The following is a 22537-nucleotide window of genomic DNA, read 5'->3' on the forward strand; positions in this document are numbered from 1 at the left end:
GAACGGACGCTTCCTTTGTACTCACCCGAGAGACTCTCTCAGGCTTTCCTCCGGGCGCTTCCCTTCGGTCTTGCGTTTCCGACTCTATCAGACCGTTTCCGATCCGATTTCCTCGGTGCTTTCCAGGTTCCCGCTTTTCTTTCGCGGTTTCCCTTTCCGGCGGTTCCGACTTTATCAGAAGTTCCGGGCCGGTTTGACCAGCCACTCATTTCCGATTCATCGGGGGCGCTTCTGCGGAATCCAGTTCCGAGAGGCTTTATAGATACTAACCCTGCCGCCGACCGGTTCAAGTCCAGTCCAGGCAACTGTTCGAATCTACCTCCCCGCGCGACCCGTGTCAACGGGTCCTGTGGGGCGAAGAGGAGACTAGCAGTTCACCTGCCGTCCATGCACATCAGGCGGCCGTCGGCACCGTGGCGCTGCGTTCGGCCGCTTCGACGTCGCCCGTGTCGCCGGCTCGGGCGGCCCTTCCGCCCAGGACGTAGACGTAGGCGAGGAAGGCCAGCTCGGCCAGGATGCCGATCGTGATGCGGGTCCAGGTGGGGAGGCCCGACGGGGTGACGAAGCCTTCGACGGCTCCTGAGACGAAGAGGACCAGGGTCAGGCCGATGGCCATGCCGAGGGCGGCTCGGCCTTCCTCGGCCAGGGCTGTGCGGCGGGTGCGGGGGCCCGGGTCGATGACGGTCCAGCCGAGCCGTAGACCGGTGCCGGCTGCCACGAAGACCGCGGTCAGTTCGAGCAGGCCGTGTGGGAGCACCAGGCCCAGGAAGGTGTCGAGGCGGCCCGCCGAGGACATCAGGCCGACTCCGATGCCGAGGTTGAGCATGTTCTGGAAGAGGATCCAGAGGACGGGGACGCACAGGAAGACACCCAGGACCAGGCACATCGCGGCGGCCTGGGCGTTGTTCGTCCAGACCTGGGCGGCGAAGGACGCTGCGGGGTGGCTGGAGTAGTACGTCTCGTACTGGCCGCCGGGGCGGGTCAGCGCGTGCAGTTCGTTCGGGGCGGCTATGGAGGACTGGACTTCCGGGTGGGTGCCTATCCACCAGCCCAGGAGCGCCGCGAGCGCGGTGGAGGCGAGCGCGGTGGGGACCCACCAGTTCCGGGAGCGGTAGACCGCGGCGGGGAAGCTCTGGGTGAGGAAGCGGGTGACGTCGTGCCAGGAGGCTCGGCGGGTCCCCGTCACGGCGCTACGCGCGCGTGCCACCAGTTGACTGAGCCGCCCGGTGAGCTGTGGGTCGGGAGCGCTCGACCGGATGAGGGAGAGGTGGGTCGCGGTGCGCTGGTAGAGGGTGACGAGTTCGTCGGCCTCGGTACCCGTGAGGTTGCGGCGGCGCAGCAGGGCGTCGAGGCGGTCCCATTCGGCTCGGTGGGCGGAGACGAAGACGTCGAGGTCCATCGGGGTGCCTGCTCCTCGGCTGTTCGTCGGGGGACCGGTCGGGGTCAGCTTGTCGTACTGCGGCGCGATGTGCCTTCAGCTTGGCAGACTGGCCGGTGTCGGGGCAGGTCAGGGAAGGGACGCGGGTGTGAGTGAGCTGGTGACGGGTGAGGCGGTGGCGCTGGAGCTTCAGCCGGCCAGGCTGCCCAGCAGGGCGCTGGCCACGTTGCTGGATCTGACCGTGGCCCTGGTGGCCTATGTGGCGGTGAGTGTCGCGTTGCTGATGGCGACGGGGTCATTGGACGAGGCGGCGCGGACCGCGGTGTCGATCGCCACGTTCCTGCTGGTCCTGGTGGGCGGTCCGATCGCGGTGGAGACCCTCAGCCATGGGCGCTCGCTCGGGAAGGCGGCGTGCGGGCTGCGGGTGGTGCGGGATGACGGGGGGCCGATCCGGTTCCGGCATGCGCTGGTTCGGGGTGCGCTCGGGGTGGTGGAGATTCTGCTGACGGCCGGTGTGGTGGCGTGTGTCGCCTCGTTGGTGTCGGCTCGGGGGCGTCGGCTGGGCGATGTGTTCGCGGGGACGCTGGTGGTGCGGGAGCGGGTGCCTGCGGCGCGGATGGGTTTCGTGCCGCCTCCTCCGCCGTGGCTGGCCGGGAGGTTCTCCGGGCTCGATCTGTCGGCGGTGCCGGACGGGCTGTGGTTGGCGGTCCGGCAGTACCTGGGGCGGATGAACCAGTTGGATCCGCGGGTGGGGCAGGCGATGGCGGAGCGCCTGGCCGGTGATCTGGCGGAGCGTACGGGGGCCGCCGTGCCGCCGGGTGTGCCGCCGGCCGCGTATTTGGCCGCGGTGGTGCAGGAGCGGCAGGTGCGGGAGGCTCGGCGGACGTTCGGGGCTGGTCCGGTGGCCGGGGAGCGGGCGGCTTGGCCGGGTGGGTCGGTCGGGCCGGTTCCGGGTCGCCGGGTGTGCGGCGGGGTGTGGGGGCGGATCCGGTGGTGCCGGTGGAGCCTCCGTCGGGTGAGCGGCCTGCCACCGGGTTCGTTCCGCCCGCGTAGCGGTCCCCGCGGGGCTGGTGTCAGTCGAATGTCGACGGGGGCGATTCGAGGTCTTCCAGCTCGATGCCGGGCGCCGCGAGGACGACGTCTCCGGTGATGTGCACGCTGTGCTGTTCGCCGGTGTCCAGGGCTGTGACCTGGTATTCGTCCACGGTCAGGGGTCCGTTGTCAGTGGTGTGTGCTTCTCTCTTCAGCAAGGCCCAGGACTGGTCCACGGTGCGCGGGGCGAGGACCGGGTCGGTGAAGGCGACGAGGCGTACGCGGGTCGCGGACGCGGAGGGGGTGAGGCGCAGCAGGCGGGTGGTGGCGATGAGGAACGCGGGGGAGGTGCCGGTGAAGGCGTGGGCGGGGACGTTGCCTTCTGTGGCGTGGCTGCCGGTGGGGTCGGTGCGGACCCAGGTGACGCCCTCGAGGGCTGCGCCGCGTACCTGCCAGTCGCTCGCGTGGAGTTCGAGGCGGAGGGGGCGTCCGAGGGCGTCGAGGGTGAGGTCGACGGAGCCGTGGTGATCACCGGCGGGGGTGGTCAGCCGGGAGACGTAGCGCCAGCCGGAGGGGCCGGGGGCGCACTGGAAGTGCTCGTGGGCGAGGGGGGTGTGATCGTGCGGATCGTGGAGCGAATAGCGGCCGCGGGGCATGGGGGTCCTGGGGTGTGACGGGCTGGTCCGGTCACCTGGGCGTGCCGGGCCGGTGCTGGTGACGGCCGGTCCGGGCGGAGGCCGACGGGGCAGGCCCCCGACACGGGGGTGCGGGGGCCTGTCTCGGAGGACCTGGTGCTGGGGGAGTGCGTTCGTGTACGGACGCGCTCCCCAGCCGGTGGGTCGGGCTCAGTAGCGGTACTGGTCCGACTTGTACGGGCCGTCGACGTCGACGCCGATGTACGAGGCCTGCTCGGGGCGGAGGGTCGTGAGCTTCACGCCGAGGGCGTCCAGGTGGAGACGGGCGACCTTCTCGTCGAGGTGCTTGGGCAGCACGTAGACGTCGGTCGGGTACTCGTCGGGCTTGGTGAACAGCTCGATCTGGGCCAGGGTCTGGTCCGCGAAGGAGTTGGACATGACGAACGACGGGTGACCGGTGGCGTTGCCCAGGTTCAGGAGGCGGCCCTCGGAGAGGACGATGAGCTTCTTGCCGTCGGGGTAGGTCCAGGTGTGGACCTGCGGCTTGATCTCGTCCTTGACGATGCCGGGGGTGTTGGCGAGGCCGGCCATGTCGATCTCGTTGTCGAAGTGGCCGATGTTGCCGACGATGGCCTGGTGCTTCATCTTGGCCATGTCGGAGGCCATGATGATGTCCTTGTTGCCGGTCGTGGTGATGAAGATGTCGGCCTTGTCGACGACCTCGTCGAGGGTCGTGACCTGGTAGCCGTCCATCGCCGCCTGGAGGGCGCAGATGGGGTCGATCTCGGTGATGATGACGCGGGCGCCCTGGCCGCGCAGGGACTCGGCGCAGCCCTTGCCGACGTCGCCGTAGCCGCAGACGACCGCGGTCTTGCCGCCGATGAGGACGTCGGTGGCGCGGTTGATGCCGTCGATCAGGGAGTGGCGGCAGCCGTACTTGTTGTCGAACTTCGACTTGGTGACGGCGTCGTTGACGTTGATCGCGGGGAACAGCAGGACGCCGTCGCGCTGCATTTCGTAAAGGCGGTGGACGCCGGTGGTGGTCTCCTCGGTGACGCCGCGGATCTCGACGCCAGCTGGGTCCACTTCTGCGAGCCGTCGGTGATGGTGCGGTCGAGGAGTTCGAGGACGACGCGGTGTTCGTCGGACTCGGCGGTGTCGACGGAGGGGACCTTGCCGTCCTTCTCGTACTCGACGCCCTTGTGGACGAGCATGGTGGCGTCGCCGCCGTCGTCCAGGATCATGTTGGGGCCGCCGGTGGGGGTGTTCGGCCAGGTCAGCGCCTGCTCCGTGCACCACCAGTACTCCTCCAGCGTCTCGCCCTTCCAGGCGAAGACGGGGACGCCCTGCGGGTTGTCCGGCGTGCCGTTCGGGCCGACGGCGATGGCCGCGGCCGCGTGGTCCTGGGTGGAGAAGATGTTGCAGGAGGCCCAGCGGACCTCGGCGCCGAGGGCGACGAGGGTCTCGATGAGGACGGCGGTCTGCACGGTCATGTGCAGGGAGCCGGTGACGCGGGCGCCTGCGAGGGGCTGGGCCTCGGCGTACTCCCTGCGGATCGACATCAGGCCGGGCATCTCGTGCTCGGCGAGGGTGATCTCCTTGCGGCCGAACTCGGCCAGGGAGAGATCGGCGACCTTGAAGTCCTGCCGGTTGTCGACAGTCGTCATGTGGAGCTGCTCCTCGGGTTGGGAGAGGTCTGGGTGCGGCTGGTCTGCGCGGCGGCGGACACAGGGGTGCCCTCAGGGGGACACAGGCATGCCCGCGTGCGCGCAGCGCAGTCCGTCGGAGGCCCTCTCTCCCTCGGACGGTCCGTGTGGGACCGCCCGACCGCCATCAGCAGCGACGTCTGGCTCCGTTCCAAGCTACACCGGCGGCGGCGGACGGCCCCAGTCCCCCTTCGAACAGATCGCGCCGATCTGGTGGTCCGGTCCGGGAATGGCGGCGGGGCCCGCCGGTGGTCGGCGGGCCCGTCGGGTGAGCCTGGGGTCAGTGTCCGGCCGTGGGGTGGGCCGGGCCGCCGGGGGTGGCTTCGGGGTCGGGGCCCTTGGTGGCCTCGGTCTCGCTGTAGATGTCGGGCTCGAGGTAGATGACGCGGGCGATCGGGACGGCCTGGCGGATGCGCGACTCGGCGGCGTCGATGGCGGCGGCGATCTCGGTGGCGGTGCCGTCGTGCCGTACGGCGATCTTGGCGGCGACGAGCAGTTCCTCGGGGCCGAGGTGGAGCGTGCGCATGTGGATGATGCCGGTGACGGTCGCTCCGTCGACGACCGCGGCCTCGATGTTCTGGATGTCCTCGATGCCGGCCGCCTCGCCGAGCAGCAGCGACTTGGTCTCGGCGGCCAGGACGAGCGCGATGATGATGAGCAGTACGCCGATGCAGAGGGTGCCGATGCCGTCCCAGACGCCGTCGCCGGTGAGCAGTGCGAGGCTTACGCCGCCGAGGGCGAGGACGAGGCCGACGAGTGCGCCGAGGTCCTCCAGGAGGACGACGGGCAGCTCGGGTGCCTTGGCGTGGCGGACGAACTCCTTCCAGGACTTCTTGCCGCGTACGGTGTTGGACTCCTTGATGGCCGTCCGGAAGGAGAAGGTCTCGGCGATGATCGCGAAGACGAGGACGCCGACGGGCCAGTACCAGTGGTCGATCTCGTGCGGGTGCTTGATCTTCTCGTAGCCCTCGTAGATGGCGAACATGCCGCCGACCGAGAAGAGGACGATGGAGACGAGGAAGGCGTAGATGTAGCGCTCGCGGCCGTAGCCGAAGGGGTGTTGCGGGGTGGCCTCGCGCTGGGCCTTCTTGCCGCCGACGAGCAGCAGGGCCTGGTTGCCGGAGTCGGCGAGCGAGTGCACGGACTCGGCGAGCATCGACGACGATCCGCTGAAGAGGAACGCCACGAACTTCGCTACCGCGATCGCGAGGTTGGCGGCGAGTGCCGCAACGATCGCTTTGGTGCCGCCTGACGCGCTCATGTGTCGCGTGGTCCCTTCGTCCTCGGGTCGTTCTCGGGGTCGCCCCCGGGGCGGGTTCGTGTCGCCTCGGGGTCGCCTCGTGCGGGTGCGGGCCGGGCGGTGTGCCGTTTCCGGCTTTGCCCGTCCTTTGCGGTGGGTCATTGTTGCAGCCCGGCCCGTGATGCGTGTGCCCGGACGGGCCGATGCGACGCGTCAGGCGATGACTGTGGCCCTGAAAACGGTGCCGGTTCCGGATACTTCGGCCTTTTCGCCCGCGGGGACGAAGACGGACCGACCGGGTGTCAGGGTGTGCTCGCCGGCCCGTACGGTGCCGGCCGTGCAGAGCAGGATCTGTGGGGTCGTCAGGGTGAGGTCGTGGGCGGGGGCGCCCTCGGGGAGGACGTGGCGGGAGAGGCGGAACTCGTCGATGGGGGTCTCGTAGACCTCCTCACCGTCCGGGGCGGCCTCGGGGCGCAGGACGCCGGGGTCGCCGGACTCGAAGCGGACGATGCGCAGGAGTTCGGGGACGTCGACGTGTTTGGGGGTGAGGCCGCAGCGCAGGACGTTGTCGGAGTTGGCCATGATCTCGACGCCGAGGCCGCTGAGGTAGGCGTGCGGGATGCCGGCGCCGAGGAAGAGGGCCTCACCGGGTTGGAGGCGGACGTGGTTGAGGAGCATCGCCGCGATGACGCCGGGGTCGCCGGGGTAGTGGTGGGCGAGCACGGCGTAGGGGGCGTGGTCGCCGCCGAGGCGGTCGCAGGCGGCGGTGGTGGCGGCGACGGTGCGGGCCATCTCGTCGGGGTCCGCGGTGAGGATCGCCGTCAGGACCTCGCGCAGGGCCGCTTCCTCGGGCTGGGCGTGCAGCAGGTCGACGTACGGCTTGAGGGAGTCGACGCCGAGGGCGTCGAGCAGGTCGGCGGCGCGGGCCGGGTCGCGGAAGCCGCACAGGCCGTCGAACTCGGTGAGGGCGCAGATGAGTTCGGGCTTGTGGTTGGCGTCCTTGTAGTTGCGGTGGGGGGCGTCGATCGGGATGCAGCGGCGCTCCTCGTCGGCGTATCCCTCCTTGGCCTGGGTGAGGTCGGGGTGGACCTGGAGGGAGAGGGGGGCGCCTGCGGCGAGGAGTTTGAGGAGGAAGGGGAGGCGGGGGCCGAACTTGGCGACGGCCTTTTCGCCCAGTTCCCGCTCCGGGGCGGCCTCGATGACCTCGACGAGGGTTCCCCGGCCGGTGCGGGAGGGGGCGCCGGGGTGGGCGCCCATCCACATCTCGGCCTGCGGTTCGCCGGTGGGTTCGACGCCGAGCAGGTGCGGGATGGCGGTGGGGGAACCCCAGGCGTAGGGGCGGATGGTGTTGTCGAGGCGGTCCATCGGGTGTCTGCCTGCCTGTTCTGTCTGTCCTGCGGTCGGCCGCTGCTGTGGGCTGTCCGCGGTCGGCCGTCCGCCGTCCGCGATCGGCTGTCGGCGATCGGCGGTCCGCGGTCGGCGGTCCGCGGTCGGCGTCCGCGGTCGGCTGTCGGCGATCGCTCGTTCGCTCTCGGCGGTCAGTCGGTTGTCTTCGGCGGCCGGCCGGCTGCTGGTGGCTGTCCGGGGCGACGGTCCGTCGCGGCTTCGGGCGCCGCGCGGACGGTCGTCGTCAGATCAGGCTCCCGAGGCGAGCGCCAGGTAAACGGCGGCGAAATCCGTCATGGCGATCAGTTGGGCGAGGGTCACGAGTTCGTCACCGGCCTCCGGTTCCAGCTCGCTGATCGGCGTGTCGTGGCTGAGGGCCAGCTCGCGGGCGGCCGGGGCGGCGGTGAGGCCGCCGATCGGGCGGTCGCGCAGCAGCACCACGCGCGCGTGCAGGGCGGGCGCTTCCTCGACGCGGTCGCGGAAGAAGTCGTCCGGGTCGGCGCTGGCGGCGAGCGGGCCCGCGAGCAGGGCGTTGTGCGCGGCGAGGGCTTCGGGGAGTTCGGCCACGAGGGAGGGGCGGCCGGCGAGTTCGGCGAGCGCTGCGGCGAAGCGGCGGCCCGCGGGGCCGGCCGAGGTGCCCTCCGTCCAGATCACCGGGAGGGAGTCGGCGAGTTCTGCGGCGAGGGTCTTCGCGGGGTTGCTGTAGGTCGCGATGGCCGGACCGCAGCGTTCGGCGATCTGGTCGAGGCGGTCGGCGACCCTCTCGAGTTCCTCGGGCGGGGCGGAGATCAGGGCGATGCGGTCCAGGAGCGCGAGGAGGGGGGTGAGGAGCGCCCACAGGACTCCGGGGGCGGAGGCCGCCACGGGGGGCTGCTCGTCCTGCTCGTACGGGGCGATCGCCATCGGGACGAACAGACCGTGCGCCGCGCCGGCCGCGTCGGCGAGCGGGGAGCCGGCGGGGGCTACGGCGACGACGGTGCAGCCGCGGCGGTACGCCTGCTCGACGAGGAGGGAGAGGCCCGGCTCGCTGCCGTCGGGGGTGGTGACGATGAGGAGGTCCACGGGGCCGGCCCAACCGGGGAGTTCCCAGCGGAGGGCGCCCGCGGCGGGGGCGACGCCGGCCGGCGCGAGGCGGGTGACCGGGCAGGCGGCGCCTGCGAGGGTGCCGAGGAGGTCGGCGACGCAGGTGGCGGCGGCTCCGGGGCCCGCGAGGAGGATCGCGCGCGGGCGGCCGTCCGGTTTCAGCTCGTGCACACCTGCCTCGGTGGCGTGCCGGGCGGCGGTGCGGACGCGGGCGCCTGCCTCGGCCGCTCCGCGCAGGAGGGCGCGGTGGTCCGCCTCGGCCAGGGCCTCCGGCGTGTCGAGCAGCGATTCGTCGAGCATGGCGTCAGGTCTCCGATCGCCTGTGGTCGTCGGTGTGCGGGGGCGCTGCGCGGTCGGCCGCTGGGGTCGCCTCGCGTGCGGGTCACCTCGCGTGCGCGTCGCCCGCTGCGGGTGGCTTCGGCCCGTACGGCGGGGTGGGCGCCGTTACGCGGGGCGGCGGGCCTCGTCGATGAGGAGGACGGGGATGCCGTCGCGGATCGGGTACGCCAGGCCGCAGTCCTGGCCTGTGCAGATCAGCTCGGTGTCCTGCTCCTCGAGGGGGGCGTGGCAGGCCGGGCAGGCGAGGATCTCCAGGAGGCCGGCTTCGAGCGGCATGGGGTGTCCCTTCGAGGTGAGGTCGGGGTGGGGCTGGGGTGGGTGGATGTGCCTGGTCAGGGTACCGCTGGTGGGGGTGGGGTGTGGGGTGGCCAGGTGGGGGGGGGTTTGTCGCCCGCCGCCCTCCTCTTCCCGTCCCTGAAGGGGCCTCTGCCCCTTCAGGACCCCGCCAGGGGCCCGCCCCCTGAACCGCCGATCGGCCTGAACCGCCGATCGGCCTGAACGGCCTCGTCCGCAAACGCCGGACGGGCCGCAGGAGTCCGACTCAGCCCCTGATCAGCGCCAGTACCTCGTCCACGATCTTCCTCATCGTCGCCTCGTCCCGGGCCTCCGCGTTGAGGCGGAGGAGCGGTTCGGTGTTGGAAGGGCGGACGTTGAACCACCAGTCGGGGGTGGTGACCGTGAGGCCGTCCAGTTCGTCGAGGGTGGTGTCGGGGCGGGGGCCGTAGGTGGACCTGATCGTGGCGATGCTGGCCGTCTGGTCGTCGACCGTGGAGTTGATCTCGCCGGAGCCGGCGTAGCGGTCGTACTGGGCGACGAGGGCGGAGAGGGGGGTGTCCTGGCCGCCGAGGGCCGCGAGGACGTGGAGGGCTGCCAGCATGCCGGTGTCGGCGTTCCAGAAGTCCTTGAAGTAGTAGTGGGCGGAGTGTTCGCCGCCGAAGATCGCGCCGGTGCGGGCCATTTCGGCCTTGATGAAGGAGTGGCCGACGCGGGTGCGGACGGGGCTGCCGCCGTTCTCCTTCACGACCTCGGGGACGGTCCACGAGGTGATCAGGTTGTGGATCACCGTGCCCTTGCCGCCGTGGCGGGCGAGTTCGCGGGCGGCGACGAGGGCGGTGATCGCGGACGGGGAGACCGGGTCGCCCTGCTCGTCGATCACGAAGCAGCGGTCGGCGTCGCCGTCGAAGGCGATGCCGAGGTCGGCGCCCTCCTCGCGGACCCGCTTCTGCAGGTCGACGAGGTTGGCGGGGTCGAGGGGGTTGGCCTCGTGGTTGGGGAAGGTGCCGTCCAGCTCGAAGTACATGGGGACGAGGGTCAGGGGCAGGCCCTCGAAGACGGTGGGGACGGTGTGTCCGCCCATGCCGTTGCCCGCGTCCACGACGACCTTCAGGGGGCGGATGGAGGTCACGTCGACAAGGGCGCGGAGGTAGGCCGCGTAGTCCTTCAACGTGTCCGCCCGTGTGATCGTTCCGGGCTGTGCGGCGGGCTCGGGGCCGGTCGACTCCGACCAGGTCTCCACCAGTGCGCGGATCTGGGTGAGGCCGGTGTCCTGGCCGACCGGGGCGGCACCCGCGCGGCACAGCTTGATGCCGTTGTACTGGGCGGGGTTGTGCGAGGCGGTGAACATCGCGCCCGGCAGGTCGAGCGCGCCCGAGGCGTAGTACAGCTGGTCCGTGGAGCACAGGCCGATCTCGGTGACGTGCACGCCGCGGGCTACCGCGCCGCGGGCGAAGGCGCCGGACAGGCCGGGGGACGAGGGGCGCATGTCATGGCCGACGACGATCGCCTCGGCGTCGGTCACCTCGGCGAAGGCGGCTCCGAACAGCTCGGCCAGCGACTCGTCCCACTGATCCGGGACCACCCCGCGTACGTCGTAAGCCTTCACGATCTGAGACAGATCAGCAGCCACGGCCAAACCTTCCTGAAAGTCCTGTCAGTCACCACAAACTACCCGGCGCGACCGACAGACCGCCGAGGGTCCGTCGAGTCCGGCCCCCAGACGTCGCGTGCCGAAACCTCAGGTCGGGGGCGCCAGGGGAAGCATGCGGTCCGGATCCGGCCGTCGCGGCGGACGTCCTGGTGGTGCGGCGGACGAACGGAGGGACCGGGCGGGTCAGTTGTCGGGGGAGCGCAGGACCCGCAGGTGGCCGCGGCGGGCGACCTCCATCGGGTCCGCCCCGCGGCTCGGGCCACCGGCTCCGGCCGCCCGTCCCTGCGGGCGGGCCGCCTCGCGGACGGCGTTGGCGAGCGCTTCCAGGTCGTCGCCGCTGGGTCGGGCGGGGGCCGAACCGTCGAGGAGCCGGACGACTTCCCAGCCGCGCGGGGCGGTGAGGCGCTCGGAGTGCTCGGCGCAGAGGTCGTAGCAGTGAGGTTCGGCGTAGGTGGCGAGCGGGCCGAGGACGGCGGTCGAGTCGGCGTAGACGTACGTCAGCGTCGCGACGGCGGGTCGGCCGCAGGCGGTTCGCGAACAGCGACGTACAGGGCTCACGACGTTGGACGGTACCGCACTCTTGAGCGGGCCGCGACGACTCTCCACCAGGTCACTCCACCGTGTCGTGTTGTGAAACGCCCCACAGGCGACTCCAGTCATACCCCGCTGACCTGCGCGAACACCAGTCCTGAGGGTGAGGAAGGTGTCCGGGTCCGGTCATCGATACGTACAAACACCATCAATTGCCATGAGTTCGGCGGTCTCGGAGAGATACGGAATCGAGCCGGACCTTGGCCGGAATGGTCATCCTTCGACACGTCGACGACATGGGGAGCGGAGCGGTCGGGCGGTGTCCGGGTCGCCGCGTGGAGCCGGGCGGCCGGTGGCGGCGGGGACTACGCTTCAGTAGTGATGGACAGCCCCGTACCGCCCCGTGCCGCAGCCCCCGGCCCCCGTCGTCGTGATCGCCACGGACGGGGCATGCGCGGGCCGATCGCGCCCCCTCAGGTACCGCTGGCCGCGAGCCGTGCCGAGGTGTTCGCGGATCTGGTGCAGGACTCCGTGGACCGGCTGGAGCGGCGGTGGCCGCAGCTCGCCGACATGGACTTCATGGTGCTGGAGGTGCCGCGGCTGGGCGGGGCCGGGGAGCCGTGGAACGACGAGGCGGTTCCGCTGGGCGGCACGATGGCCGCCCGGGACGGACACCGCGCGCGGGTCGTCGTCTACCGGCGGCCGGTGGAGATCCGCACCAAGGGGCGCGACGAGCGGGCCGCGCTGGTGCACGAGATCGTCGTGGAGCAGGTGGCGGAGCTGTTGGGGCTGACTCCGGAGACGGTGGATCCGCGCTACGGGGAGGACTGAGCGGCCCCGGCCCTCCCCCACCGTCTACTTCTGCAGCACCGTCAGGTCCTCGTCCGCCTCCGGGACCGCCACCGTGCCCCGGTCGTCCGGCAGTGTCTGGACCGTGAAGCCGGGGATGCCGCCGTTCGTCGCCGTCAGGGTCCGCGAGGCGTACACGGGGGTGCCGGCCGAGAGGTTCTCCACGGTCAGGGCGTAGGTGCCCTTCAGGCCCGCGGGGACCGGGAGTTGCACGTCCTGGGTGGTGCCCTGCCCGATCGTGTACGTCTTGGAGGCCTCGGTGCCTCCCCCGGTGCCCGCCGACGCGGTGACCTTGACCTTGGCGGTGCCCGTGGGCGCGGTCAGGGAGAGCGTGGTGTCCTTGGCGCCGTTGCCGACGACGGACGCGCGCGCGACGACCGGGCCGGTGGCGGGGATGAACGCGGACTCCTGCTTGTCGCCCTTGCCCCGCACGACGCGTACGGCCGCGACGACCGGCGCCGATCCGTCGGCGGGCGTCAGGACCAGTGAGCCGGCCTCCCCGCGCGTGACGTCACCGAGGTCGACCGCGGTCGTCATGCCGCCCTTGACGTGCAGTGTCTCCTGGCCGGCGGGGGTGATCAGGCCGGTGGGCGAGGCGAGTTGGACCTTGAGGTCGGCGTCGGCGTCGCCGGGCGCGAAGACGACCAGGCGGACCGCGGTGGCGTCCTTGGGGATACCGGGGACGACCAGGGTGCCCGCCGGGTCGGTGGAGGCGGCCAGCCAGTCGCCGCCGAGCTTGTCGTCCAGGGCCTGTACGGCGGCGCCGACCCGGCCGCTGCGGACGTTCACGTGGACGGTCAGGTCGTCCTGCTTCTCGCCGGTGAGGGTGGACAGCAGGATCGGCTCGCTGGAGTGCGCCGGGATCGTCAGGCCCTCGCCGACGGTGGTCGCGACGGCACCGTCCTTGCCGTACAGCTCGATGTCGGCGACGGCCGCGGAGTCGTCGGGGTTGGTGAGATGGACGTAGTCGGTGCGGTCGGCCGCCGTGCTGACGCCCGGGAACCAGAACTCGGTGTCGGGGGCGGTGCACGTCACGCCGAGCAGGCCGCGGCCGTTGCCGGCGGTGACCTGGGTGGTCTGCTGGACCGTCCAGCCGGGGGCGAAGCCGCCCTCGGCGGTGCCCACGAGCGCGGGTCCGTCGGCGCCGGAGGTCTCGCCGGTGACGGGTGTACCGGGCGCCTTGGGGGTCAGGACCGGCTTGGCCGCCGCGGTCTTCTTGTCGTCGGCCGCGTTGTCGTCGGCCGCGTTGTCGTCGGCCGCCTTGTCCGCGTCCGTCTCGTCCGTGGGCGTGCCGTCCTCGGTCGTCTTCCCGTCGTCCTCGGTGGCCGGGTCCGTCGACTCGCGCGGTGCGGACTGGAGTTGGGCCGAGCCGTCGCTCCCGGCGCCCTTGGTGACGGGCGTGAACGACGTGTAGGTCGTCTCGGCGAGGTCGGAGGCGCTGGGCGCCGGGCAGAGCAGGCCGGTGCGCTCCACGGGCAGGACGGCTGCCGCCTCGGCGGTGTCCGCGGCGGGCGCGTCCGGTTCGTTGAGGGTGGCGAATCCGGTGACGGCGGCCAGTGCGACCGTGGCGGCGATCAGGGACAGGGTGGTGCGGTTCACTGCTGGCTCCCGTCGGGGCGCTCGCTGCCGGTGCCGTGGGGGTGCTGCGCCGGGTCGCGGGCGGGGTCGTAGCCGTCCTGCTGGTACGCCGACGGGTCGTAGCCCTGCTGGTACGCCTGGTCGTAGGCGGCGGTGGCCTCGGGGCGGGCCTCGTAGGCGTACGGGTCGTACTGGCCGGCCTGGTAGGGGTCGTACTGCTGGTCGTAGCCGCCCGCGGGGTACTGCTGCGGGGCGTCCTGGTACTGGTCTTGGCCGTAGGCGTCGTACTGGGCGGGCTGGTGGGCCGGCGCCTCCCAGTCGGCGTAGGACTGCTGGTGCGGTACGGCGGCCGGGGTCCGGGGCCGCGGCGGGGACGGGGCCTGCTCGTCCTGGCCGGGGTCCTCGGACTCGGCCTGGGCGCGCAGGCGGCGGGCGCGGCGGCCCTCGCCCTCGACGGCACGGTCGGGGACGGACTGCTCCTCGGGGAGGTCGTCGTCGACGTCGCGGCGGCGGCCGGGCAGGGCGAGGACGACCAGGACGAGGGCGAGGAGGCCCTGTGCCCACAGCCAGGCGGTGTGGCCGAACGGGGCCTCGTAGGTGACGTCCAGCCTGCCGCCGGAGGCGGGGAGCCGGAAGCCCTGGGCCCAGCCGTCGACGGTGGTCCGGGTGAGCGGGCTGCCGTCGAGGGTGGCGGTCCAGCCGTCGGCCGCGGAGTCGGCCAGGCGCAGGATCCGTCCGTCGGCGCCCTCGGGGATCGTGGTGTGGATGTCGACGGGGCCGGCGGCGACCGCGGTGGGGGTGCCCTTGCCGGTGGCGGTGACGATCGCCGCGCGGGAGACCTCCTGGTCGACCCGCCACAGGGCGCTGCCGTCCTGCTGGCTGAGCCGGGACAGGCCGGGTGTGGCGTCCAGGACGCGGGTGACCTCGCGGGGCGCGCCCTTGTGGACGAGGACGTAGCGCACGGCGAACTTGCCGAGCTGGTCGGCCTGGTCGGCGCCGGAGCCGGCGACGAGGTTGGCGACGACCTTGTCGAGCGTGCCGTTGCGGCCGTCGGCCGCGGCGAGTTCGGCGTCGCCCATGCGGGCGCCGGAGCCGCGGACCAGCATGTAGCCGACGTGGGCGGCGGAGTCGCTGTCCAGGACGAGGGTGCGGGCCTGGTCGCGGGTGTTGCTCTCCTCGGCGACGAACGCGGGCACCTGCACGGGGTCGCGGCGCTCCAGGGGGCCGTCGGCGCCGCCGAGCATCCAGCCCGCGGCGACGAGGAGGGGGCCGGCGGCCGAGGCGAAGGCGATGAGGGCGGCGACCGGCTGGCGCCAGCCGAAGCTCTGCTCGGCGACACGCGTGCGTGCGCCGTCGGCGCCCATGAGGGCGGCGGCGAGGAGGGCGATGCCGTAGACGAGGGTGGCGGGGCCGGCCCAGGTGGAGCTGTTGGAGAGGACCGCGAGGACGAGGCCGACCAGGGCGACCGCCCAGGCCGTCCAGATGCCCCGCTGGCGCTCCGTGCGCAGCAGGGCGGCGAGTGCGGCCAGGACGACGCCGATGAGCATCAGTCCGCTGACCGTGCCGGGGCCGCCGGGGCTGATGCCGAGGAGGTCGGTCGCGGAGGCCGCCGAGGGGCCGTACTCCAGGCCGGCCTCGGTGAAGAAGCCGAGCGGGAGCAGCGAGAGCGACCAGGGGGCGAGGACCAGCAGGGGGGTGCCGAGCTGGACCAGGAAGCGCAGGCCGTAGGCGGGGAGGTCGGTGCGGCGCACGGCGAGGACGGCGAGGCCGAGGATCAGCGCCAGGGGCCACACGATCGGGGTGAAGGCCGTGGTGATCGTCAGCAGCAGGGCGTACGCCCAGGTGGCGCGCCAGCTGCCGCGCGTGCCGGAGGAGTTGGCGAGGCCGCTCGCGGCGATGCCCGCGCGGGCGATGAGGGGCAGCAGGATGGCCAGGACCGCGGTGCCGATACGGCCGCCCGCGAGGGCGCCGGTGGCGGCGGGCAGGAAGGCGTAGACGACGGCGCCCCACGCGCGCAGGAGGCTGGATCCGATGAGCGGGCGGGAGGCGAAGTAGGCGGCGAGGCCCGCCAGTGGCACCGAGCAGACCAGCAGCACGGTGACGGCGAGGCCGGTCGAGCCGAACAGCAGGGAGGCGAACAGGGCGACGATGGCGAGGTACGGCGGGGCGGACGGGGTGCCGCCGGCGCCGACGGGGTGCCAGGCGTCCAGGTAGCGCGACCACAGGTCGGAGGCGTCGGCCGGGGCGGGCAGCAGGGCCCCTCCGGTGAGGGCGCCGCCGCCCAGGAGGTTGCGGCAGGCGACCAGGGAGACGAGCAGCAGCACCAGGAAGAGCACCGGGCCCGGTTTGCGGGCGATGCGCTTGAGCCGGGCGAACTGTTCGATCTCGAGGAAGTCGGCGTCGTCGCCGCCGGGGCCGGACTCGACGGCGCCGCCGTGCCGGCCGGCTCCGGTCGTGGTCTCGGTGTCGGTGGCTCCGAAGAGGTCTCCCGCGACGTGCTCGACGGTGGCCCGCACGGTCGCGCCGGGCGGCGGGAACAGCGGGCGCAGTTCGTCCTTGTCCATCTGGGAGCCGCCGCGGCGGCGTCGCCCGGCGATGATGCGCTCGGGCCGCAGCAGGGTGCCCAGCAGGCCGCGGATCTCGTCGAGGGCCTGTCCGGGGACCTTGCCGACGAGGTTGGCGACGGTCCGCAGGAGGGTGCCGACGACCAGGCGGAACAGGATCCAGGGCAGCAGGGCCGTACGGCTGTTGACGAGGAGGGTGTAGACGGCGCCGGCCTTGTCGACCTTGTGGGGCGAGGCCGTGGTGCGGCCCGCGCAGTCGACGGCGCGCCGCTCGCGGGAGGCTGCCTCGGCGTGCCGGACGACGGCGTCGGGGGCGACGAGGACGCGGTGGCCCGCGGCGTGCGCCCGCCAGCACAGGTCGATGTCGTCGCGCATGAGGGGCAGGCGGCGGTCGAAGCCGCCGAGTTCCTCGAAGACGTCGCGGCGGACGAGCATGCCGGCGGTGGACACGGCCAGTACGGAGCGCACCTGGTCGTGCTGGCCCTGGTCCTGTTCCCGGCGGTCCAGGCCGGTCCAGCGGCGGCCGGAGTGGGCGATGGTGACGCCGACCTCGAGGAGCTGGCGGCGGTCGTACCAGCCGCGGAGCTTGGGGCCGACGACGGCGACGTCGTCACGGCCCAGCTGGGCTTCGTTGTCCACGACGCGCAGCAGTTCGGCCAGGGCCTCGGGCTCGGGCGCGCAGTCGTCGTGCAGCAGCCAGAGCCACTGGACGGGTTCGCCGTGCGGGAGGTCGGGCAGGTCGTAGGCGTCGTCGCGCCAGGTGCGCGTGACGGGGTCCCAGCCGCTCGGGCGCTTCAGGTACGGCAGTTCGTCGGGGGTGAGGACCGGGGCGGTCCGGTTGGCCTCCTCGACGGCCTGGCCGAAGCCGGTGCGCCGGGCGAGGTGCAGGACGCGGTCGGCGCCGAGGGCGTCGGTGACCAGCTGGGCCGAGTCGTCCGCGCTGCCGGTGTCGGCGGCCATGACGGACTGGACGGGACGCTCCTGGCCGAGCAGCCCGGCGAGCGCGTCGGGCAGCCAGCGGGCGCCGTCGTGGGAGACGAGGACCGCGGTCACCACGTGACGCGGGAACTCAGGAGTGGCAGCGTCGCGTTGACCTGCCGTTTGGTGCACGGACATCGAGGTACGGGCCCCGGTTCGGTGGACTGCGGTGGACGCCTGCGCCGCGTGGGGGCGGCGGGGTGTCTCGGACGAGCGCCCACACTATCGGCTGGGCACGACGGCGGCCCGCCGCCTGTGGACAACCCACCTGCGACGGGCCGTTCGAAGCCTCGGGCGAGGCCGTCCTCACACGGCCGCCTTCTTGAGTCGGCGGCGCTCCCGCTCGGACAGGCCGCCCCAGATGCCGAATCTCTCGTCGTTGGCGAGTGCGTACTCGAGGCATTCGGAACGGACCTCACACGCGAGGCAGACCTTCTTTGCCTCGCGGGTGGAGCCGCCCTTCTCGGGGAAGAAGGACTCGGGGTCGGTCTGGGCGCACAGTGCGCGCTCCTGCCAGCCGAGTTCCTCGTCCGCGTCGTCGACGTCGACCAGCAGTTGCTGCACCAGCTCGGTCATGTGCGCCCCTCGCTCTGTCTTTCGCGTCCCCGTGACGTGGCCGTTACCGATGTCGGCTGAACGACACGAGTGAAATTACAAGTGTGCGGCTCCGGGCGAGTCAAGCCGAGATCTGCTATTGGGCCTCTTATTCACTCTGCGGAACCAAGGCCGTGCAGTAAGTGTTCAAATCGGCCTAAACCTTGACAAGCAGAAAAGGCCCCCGAGGACTTCCGCCCCGCACAGCGCCTGTACGGGGGAGGACGCCCCGGGAAGCGATCTCGTTCCGACACGCGACCGGAAGCGAACCGGATCACATGTGGATCACGGGTTCGTGACGGGTCCGCGCGCCCGGCTTGTGCGCCATGTGTCCCGGTGGGGGCATGGACAAACCTTTCGCCTCACAGATGGACCTGATGAGGTGAACCGGTCTCGCATGACGGCTGCCGAGTTGACACCGAGGGTGTGAACCGCTGTCCTTGTGGGCATGCTCGCGAACTTGGCACTCACCTCGACCCGCACCGCCGGGTCCCACGGTGCTGCCCGCGCTCGCTGTAGCTGTTGTTGCTGTTCCAGCTGTTGAGCCTTCCCTCTCGCTCCGGCTGCTCCTGAGTCCGACCGCGACTCGGCTGCCTGTTCCGCGCCCGCACCAGGGCACCCCTCCCGCCCGTGATCCGGGCGGACGGTACGTGACACCCAGCCCCCGCCTCTTCTTCCGCCGAGGAACCACCGCATCCCATGAACAGCGACAGCGACCTCCAGATCGCCGGCGACATCCTCGAAGTCCCGCACCTCCTCCAGGCCCCCCGCGAGCACCCGGCCACCGTCGCCGAGTTCGCCGGCCTGGCCCGTTCCGTGGCCGCCGACCGCTCCCAGTGGGAGCACCTGGTCAAGTACGACGCCACCACCCGCTGGTACCACCGGCTGCGCACCGGCCCCGGCTACGAGGTCTGGCTGCTGTCCTGGGTGCCCGGACAGGGCAGCGGGCTCCACGGCCACGGCCGCTCCTCCGGTGTGCTGACCGTCCTGGAGGGCACGCTGACCGAGCGCACCGAGCGCGGCACGCGCGCGTTGGCGGCGGGCGCGCAGCGCGTGTTCGCTCCCGGGTACGTGCACGAGGTCGTCAACGACTCGCTGGATCCGGCCGTGAGCCTGCACGTCTACTTCCCCGGCCTGACCGAGATGCCGATGCACACGGCGCCGTACTGCGAGGGACGTCCCGTCAGCGCCTGACGCGGCGCCGTGTCCCCCAGCGGGGCGGCCCGTGACCGTTCGCTGTCGCGTGGGGGTGGTCGGTGACCGTGTGACGGGCTGTCGTACCCGCCTGCAAGACTTGGCGCATGCGCATTGTGGTTCTGGCAGGCGGCATCGGTGGTGCCCGGTTCCTGCGCGGTCTGAAGCGGGCCGCGCCGGACGCGGACATCACGGTCATCGGCAACACCGGGGACGACATCCACCTCTTCGGGCTGAAGGTCTGCCCGGACCTCGACACGGTGATGTACACGCTCGGCGGCGGCATCAACGAGGAGCAGGGCTGGGGGCGGACCGACGAGACGTTCCACCTCAAGGAGGAGCTCGCGGCGTACGGCGTGGGGCCCGAGTGGTTCGGGCTGGGCGACCGGGACTTCGCGACGCACATCGTGCGGACCCAGATGATCGGTGCCGGGTATCCGCTCAGCGCGGTCACCGAGGCACTGTGCGACCGGTGGAAACCGGGCGTCCGGCTGATCCCGATGAGCGACGACCGGGTCGAGACGCATGTCGCCGTCGAGGTGGACGGCGAGCGCAAGGCCGTCCACTTCCAGGAGTACTGGGTGCGGCTGCGGGCCTCCGTGCCGGCCGAGGCGATCGTGCCCGTCGGTGCCGAGCAGGCCAAGCCCGCGCCCGGTGTGCTGGAGGCGATCGCGGAGGCGGACGTCGTCCTCTTCCCGCCGTCGAATCCGGTCGTGTCGATCGGCACGATCCTCGCCGTGCCCGGCATCCGCGAGGCGATCGCCGAGGCCGGGGTGCCGGTGGTGGGTCTCTCCCCCATCGTCGGGGGCGCGCCCGTGCGCGGGATGGCGGACAAGGTGCTCGCGGCGGTCGGCGTGGAGTCGACGGCCGCGGCGGTCGCCGAGCACTACGGCTCGGGGCTGCTGGACGGCTGGCTCGTGGACACCGTGGACGCCGGTTGCGCGGAGCGGGTCGAGGCCGCCGGGATCCGCTGCCGGGCCGTCCCGCTGATGATGACGGACGTCGACGCGAGCGCGCGGATGGCCCGCGAGGCCCTGGCGCTGGCCGAGGAGGTGCGGGGCGCGTGAGCACGCAGACCGGTTACCGGGTCTGGGCCGTGGCCGGGCTGCCCGAGGTGCGGGCCGGGGACGACCTCGCCAAGCTGATCGCCGCCGCCGAGCCGGGGCTCGCCGACGGGGACGTCCTGCTGGTGACCTCGAAGATCGTGTCCAAGGCGGAGGGCCGAATCGTCCGGGCGGACGACCGGGAGGCCGCGATCGACGCGGAGACCGTCCGGGTCGTCGCCCGGCGCGGGGCGCTGCGGATCGTCGAGAACCGGCAGGGCCTGGTCATGGCCGCCGCCGGCGTCGACGCCTCCAACACCCCTTCGGGGACCGTGCTGCTGCTGCCCAAGGACCCGGACGCCTCCGCGCGCGTGATCCGCGACGGGCTGCGCGACGCCCTCGGCGTCGAGGTCGGGGTCCTCGTCACCGACACCTTCGGGCGGCCCTGGCGCGCGGGACTCACCGACGTGGCCATCGGCGCCGCGGGCGTACGCGTGCTGGACGACCTGCGGGGTGGCACCGACGCGTACGGCAACCCGCTCAGCGCCACCGTCGTCGCGACGGCGGACGAGCTGGCCGCCGCGGGCGACCTGGTGAAGGGCAAGGCCTCGGGGCTGCCCGTGGCCGTGGTGCGGGGTCTGCCCCATGTCGTGGCCGAAGGCGACGGGGAGGGCGCCCGCGCGATGGTGCGCGGCGCGCGCGACGACATGTTCCGGCTCGGGACGTCCGAGGCGGTACGGCTGGCGGTCACCCAGCGGCGGACCGTGCGGTCCTTCACCGACGAGCCGGTCGACCCCGGCGCGGTACGGCGGGCGGTGGCCGCGGCCGTGACCGCGCCGGCGCCGCACCACACGACGCCGTGGCGGTTCGTACTGCTGGAGTCGGCGGAGTCGAGGGTCCGGCTGCTGGACGCCATGCGGGACGCGTGGATCGAGGATCTGCGGCGGGACGGGAAGTCCGAGGAGTCGATCGCCAGGCGGGTGCGGCGCGGGGACGTTCTGCGCAACGCGCCCTACCTGGTCGTGCCCTGCCTGGTGATGGACGGCTCGCACACCTACGGCGACCCGCGGCGGGACGCGGCCGAGCGGGAGATGTTCGTCGTCGCGACCGGGGCCGGTGTGCAGAACTTCCTCGTCGCGCTGGCCGGGGAGCGGCTGGGGTCGGCGTGGGTGTCGTCGACCATGTTCTGCCGGGACGTCGTCCGGGAGGTGCTGGACCTGCCCGCCGACTGGGACCCCATGGGGGCGGTTGCGGTGGGGCACGCGGCCGAGGAGCCGAAGGCCCGGGGCGCGCGTGAGGTGGAGGGCTTCCTGGCGGTTCGGTGAGAGGCTGGGCCGACAGACCCCGGAGAGACCGGAGACCCCGGACGGGCGAGCACCCCGTCCCACCCAGCTAGGACCTCATTCGTGGCAGGACGATTCGATCCCCGCACCTCGCGTACGACCGTGCGCGGCGGGCAGGTCGCCATGCCCTCCGGAGTGCCCCGGCAGGCGTCCGCGGGCGGGCGGGTGCGGACCTGGGTGCCGGACGGGCCGCTGGATCTCGGGCTGGTGCTGGGTCCGCTGCGGCGCGGGCCCGCCGATCCGACGTTCAGGGCGATGCCCGACGGGTCGGTCTGGCGGGCCAGCCTCACGCCCGGCGGGCCGGGGACCCTGCGGGTCCGCGTCCTGCCCGGTGAGGGCGCCGTGCGGGGAGAGGCCTGGGGGCCGGGGGCCGAGTGGCTGCTGGAGCGGCTGCCCGAGCTGCTCGGGGCCTCCGACGATCCGGACGCCTTCGTACCCCGGCACCGGCTCCTGGCCGTGACCCGGCATCGGCGGCCCGGGCTGCGGCTGCTGCGGACCGGGCTGGTGCTGGAATCGTTGATCCCGTCGATCCTCGAACAGAAGGTCACCACCGACGAGGCCTACCGGGCGTGGCGGCTGCTCGTGCGCAAGTTCGGGGAACCGGCGCCGGGGCCCGCGGCGGGTGGGCGGCTGTGGGTGATGCCGGCGGCCCGGACCTGGGCGCTGATCCCCTCCTGGGAGTGGCATCGGGCCGGGGTCGACAACAAGCGGGCTTCCACGATCGTGCGGGCCGTGCGGGTTGCCGCGCGGTTGGAGGAGGCCGTGCGGATGCCTCCGGCGGAGGCGCGGGGGCGCTTGGAGCTGGTGCCGGGGATCGGGCCCTGGACCTCTGCGGAGGTCGTGCAGCGCAGCCATGGGGCTGCGGACGCGGTGACCGTGGGTGATCTGCATCTGCCGGGGATCGTGGGGTGGGCGTTGGCGGGAGATCGGTTCGCGGACGACGCGGCGATGCTGGCGCTGCTGGAGCCCTATGCGGGGCAGCGGCATCGGGCCGCGCGGCTGATCCTGTTGAGTGGGAAGGCCCCTGCCCGGCGGGCTCCTCGGATGCCTGTGGGGGACATCCGCGGTATTTGAGGCGGAGAGGTGGTGGGGTGCGGGGCGTGGGAGGTTCTCGCCCCGCCGTCCCCGCCGTCCCCG

The 22537-nt window shown here is 72.5% G+C and carries 17 protein-coding genes and 1 pseudogene; 6 read left to right on the forward strand and 12 right to left on the reverse strand.

Annotated features, from left to right (window positions below):
- Window positions 1-394 precede the first annotated feature (394 nt).
- The gene (locus BM536_RS13985) at window positions 395-1399 is read right to left on the reverse strand and encodes a stage II sporulation protein M (RefSeq protein WP_073492702.1); all 1005 of its coding nucleotides are present in this window, start codon (window positions 1397-1399) and stop codon (window positions 395-397) included.
- A 127-nt stretch (window positions 1400-1526) separates the two neighbouring features.
- Between BM536_RS13985 and BM536_RS13990 the strand changes: the two genes are divergently transcribed.
- The gene (locus BM536_RS13990) at window positions 1527-2528 is read left to right on the forward strand and encodes an RDD family protein (RefSeq protein WP_245873489.1); all 1002 of its coding nucleotides are present in this window, start codon (window positions 1527-1529) and stop codon (window positions 2526-2528) included.
- Here BM536_RS13990 and BM536_RS13995 read toward each other — a convergent pair.
- The 8 genes and pseudogenes from BM536_RS13995 to BM536_RS14030 all read right to left on the reverse strand — a co-directional run bounded on the left by BM536_RS13995 (window position 2452) and on the right by BM536_RS14030 (window position 11332).
- A complete protein-coding gene (locus BM536_RS13995; protein WP_073492700.1) occupies window positions 2452-3066 on the reverse strand; it encodes a hypothetical protein in 615 nt (204 codons plus the stop codon). The genes BM536_RS13990 and BM536_RS13995 overlap by 77 nt on opposite strands.
- A 189-nt stretch (window positions 3067-3255) precedes the next feature.
- Window positions 3256-4712 (reverse strand): annotated as a pseudogene (gene ahcY, locus BM536_RS14000) (adenosylhomocysteinase).
- Window positions 4713-5031: 319 nt separating this feature from the next.
- Window positions 5032-6012 (reverse strand): cation diffusion facilitator family transporter, encoded by a 981-nt coding sequence (locus BM536_RS14005; RefSeq protein ID WP_073499984.1) that lies wholly within the window; start codon window positions 6010-6012, stop codon window positions 5032-5034.
- Window positions 6013-6204: 192 nt separating this feature from the next.
- Window positions 6205-7356 carry a mannose-6-phosphate isomerase, class I gene (manA, locus tag BM536_RS14010; protein WP_073499986.1) on the reverse strand — a complete coding sequence of 384 codons (1152 nt, stop codon included), beginning with the start codon at window positions 7354-7356 and terminating at the stop codon, window positions 6205-6207.
- A 270-nt stretch (window positions 7357-7626) separates the two neighbouring features.
- Complete coding sequence (locus BM536_RS14015; RefSeq protein ID WP_094102990.1) at window positions 7627-8760, reverse strand: SIS domain-containing protein; 1134 nt, start codon at window positions 8758-8760, stop codon at window positions 7627-7629.
- 144 nt (window positions 8761-8904) lie between these two features.
- A complete protein-coding gene (locus BM536_RS14020; RefSeq protein WP_094102991.1) occupies window positions 8905-9075 on the reverse strand; it encodes a Trm112 family protein in 171 nt (56 codons plus the stop codon).
- 265 nt (window positions 9076-9340) lie between these two features.
- Window positions 9341-10705: a phosphomannomutase/phosphoglucomutase gene (locus tag BM536_RS14025; RefSeq protein WP_094102992.1), complete on the reverse strand. Its 1365-nt coding sequence runs from the start codon at window positions 10703-10705 to the stop codon at window positions 9341-9343.
- Between the two features lie 204 nt (window positions 10706-10909).
- Entirely contained in the window at window positions 10910-11332 is a 423-nt protein-coding gene (locus BM536_RS14030; RefSeq protein ID WP_094102993.1) for a DUF3499 domain-containing protein, read from the reverse strand.
- A 306-nt stretch (window positions 11333-11638) separates the two neighbouring features.
- Here BM536_RS14030 and BM536_RS14035 point away from each other — a divergent pair, with 306 nt between their 5' ends.
- Window positions 11639-12088: a metallopeptidase family protein gene (locus tag BM536_RS14035; protein ID WP_073496269.1), complete on the forward strand. Its 450-nt coding sequence runs from the start codon at window positions 11639-11641 to the stop codon at window positions 12086-12088.
- 24 nt (window positions 12089-12112) lie between these two features.
- On the opposite strand, the gene BM536_RS14040 is transcribed toward BM536_RS14035, so the two are convergent.
- From BM536_RS14040 to BM536_RS14050, 3 genes are all read right to left on the reverse strand, one after another.
- Window positions 12113-13705, reverse strand: a complete 1593-nt coding sequence (locus BM536_RS14040) for a DUF5719 family protein (protein ID WP_073496271.1) — start codon at window positions 13703-13705, stop codon at window positions 12113-12115.
- Complete coding sequence (locus tag BM536_RS14045) at window positions 13702-17364, reverse strand: glycosyltransferase family 2 protein (RefSeq protein WP_094102994.1); 3663 nt, start codon at window positions 17362-17364, stop codon at window positions 13702-13704. Before BM536_RS14045 ends, BM536_RS14040 begins: the two co-directional genes overlap by 4 nt.
- Before the next feature lie 168 nt (window positions 17365-17532).
- Window positions 17533-17802 (reverse strand): WhiB family transcriptional regulator, encoded by a 270-nt coding sequence (locus tag BM536_RS14050; RefSeq protein WP_020128551.1) that lies wholly within the window; start codon window positions 17800-17802, stop codon window positions 17533-17535.
- 717 nt (window positions 17803-18519) lie between these two features.
- Here BM536_RS14050 and BM536_RS14060 point away from each other — a divergent pair.
- From BM536_RS14060 to BM536_RS14075, 4 genes are all read left to right on the forward strand, one after another.
- Window positions 18520-19014, forward strand: a complete 495-nt coding sequence (locus BM536_RS14060; protein ID WP_073496273.1) for a cysteine dioxygenase — start codon at window positions 18520-18522, stop codon at window positions 19012-19014.
- Window positions 19015-19121: 107 nt separating this feature from the next.
- Window positions 19122-20081: a 2-phospho-L-lactate transferase gene (gene cofD / locus BM536_RS14065; protein ID WP_094102995.1), complete on the forward strand. Its 960-nt coding sequence runs from the start codon at window positions 19122-19124 to the stop codon at window positions 20079-20081.
- The gene (locus BM536_RS14070) at window positions 20078-21382 is read left to right on the forward strand and encodes a coenzyme F420-0:L-glutamate ligase (protein WP_094102996.1); all 1305 of its coding nucleotides are present in this window, start codon (window positions 20078-20080) and stop codon (window positions 21380-21382) included. Before cofD ends, BM536_RS14070 begins: the two co-directional genes overlap by 4 nt.
- 81 nt (window positions 21383-21463) lie before the next feature.
- Complete coding sequence (locus tag BM536_RS14075) at window positions 21464-22474, forward strand: DNA-3-methyladenine glycosylase family protein (protein WP_073496277.1); 1011 nt, start codon at window positions 21464-21466, stop codon at window positions 22472-22474.
- Window positions 22475-22537 lie beyond the last annotated feature (63 nt).

Source organism: Streptomyces phaeoluteigriseus, from assembly GCF_001896135.2.
Taxonomy (GTDB): domain Bacteria; phylum Actinomycetota; class Actinomycetes; order Streptomycetales; family Streptomycetaceae; genus Streptomyces; species Streptomyces phaeoluteigriseus.

Coding starts and splice junctions, on each gene's coding strand:
- BM536_RS14005 (WP_073499984.1), bottom strand. CDS start 6,012: ATGAGCGCGTCAGGCGGCACCAAAGCGATCGTTGCGGCACTCGCCGCC.
- BM536_RS14020 (WP_094102991.1), bottom strand. CDS start 9,075: ATGCCGCTCGAAGCCGGCCTCCTGGAGATCCTCGCCTGCCCGGCCTGC.
- cofD (WP_094102995.1), top strand. CDS start 19,122: ATGCGCATTGTGGTTCTGGCAGGCGGCATCGGTGGTGCCCGGTTCCTG.
- BM536_RS14050 (WP_020128551.1), bottom strand. CDS start 17,802: ATGACCGAGCTGGTGCAGCAACTGCTGGTCGACGTCGACGACGCGGAC.
- BM536_RS14035 (WP_073496269.1), top strand. CDS start 11,639: ATGGACAGCCCCGTACCGCCCCGTGCCGCAGCCCCCGGCCCCCGTCGT.
- BM536_RS14045 (WP_094102994.1), bottom strand. CDS start 17,364: ATGTCCGTGCACCAAACGGCAGGTCAACGCGACGCTGCCACTCCTGAG.
- manA (WP_073499986.1), bottom strand. CDS start 7,356: ATGGACCGCCTCGACAACACCATCCGCCCCTACGCCTGGGGTTCCCCC.
- BM536_RS13995 (WP_073492700.1), bottom strand. CDS start 3,066: ATGCCCCGCGGCCGCTATTCGCTCCACGATCCGCACGATCACACCCCC.
- BM536_RS14060 (WP_073496273.1), top strand. CDS start 18,520: ATGAACAGCGACAGCGACCTCCAGATCGCCGGCGACATCCTCGAAGTC.
- BM536_RS13985 (WP_073492702.1), bottom strand. CDS start 1,399: ATGGACCTCGACGTCTTCGTCTCCGCCCACCGAGCCGAATGGGACCGC.
- BM536_RS14015 (WP_094102990.1), bottom strand. CDS start 8,760: ATGCTCGACGAATCGCTGCTCGACACGCCGGAGGCCCTGGCCGAGGCG.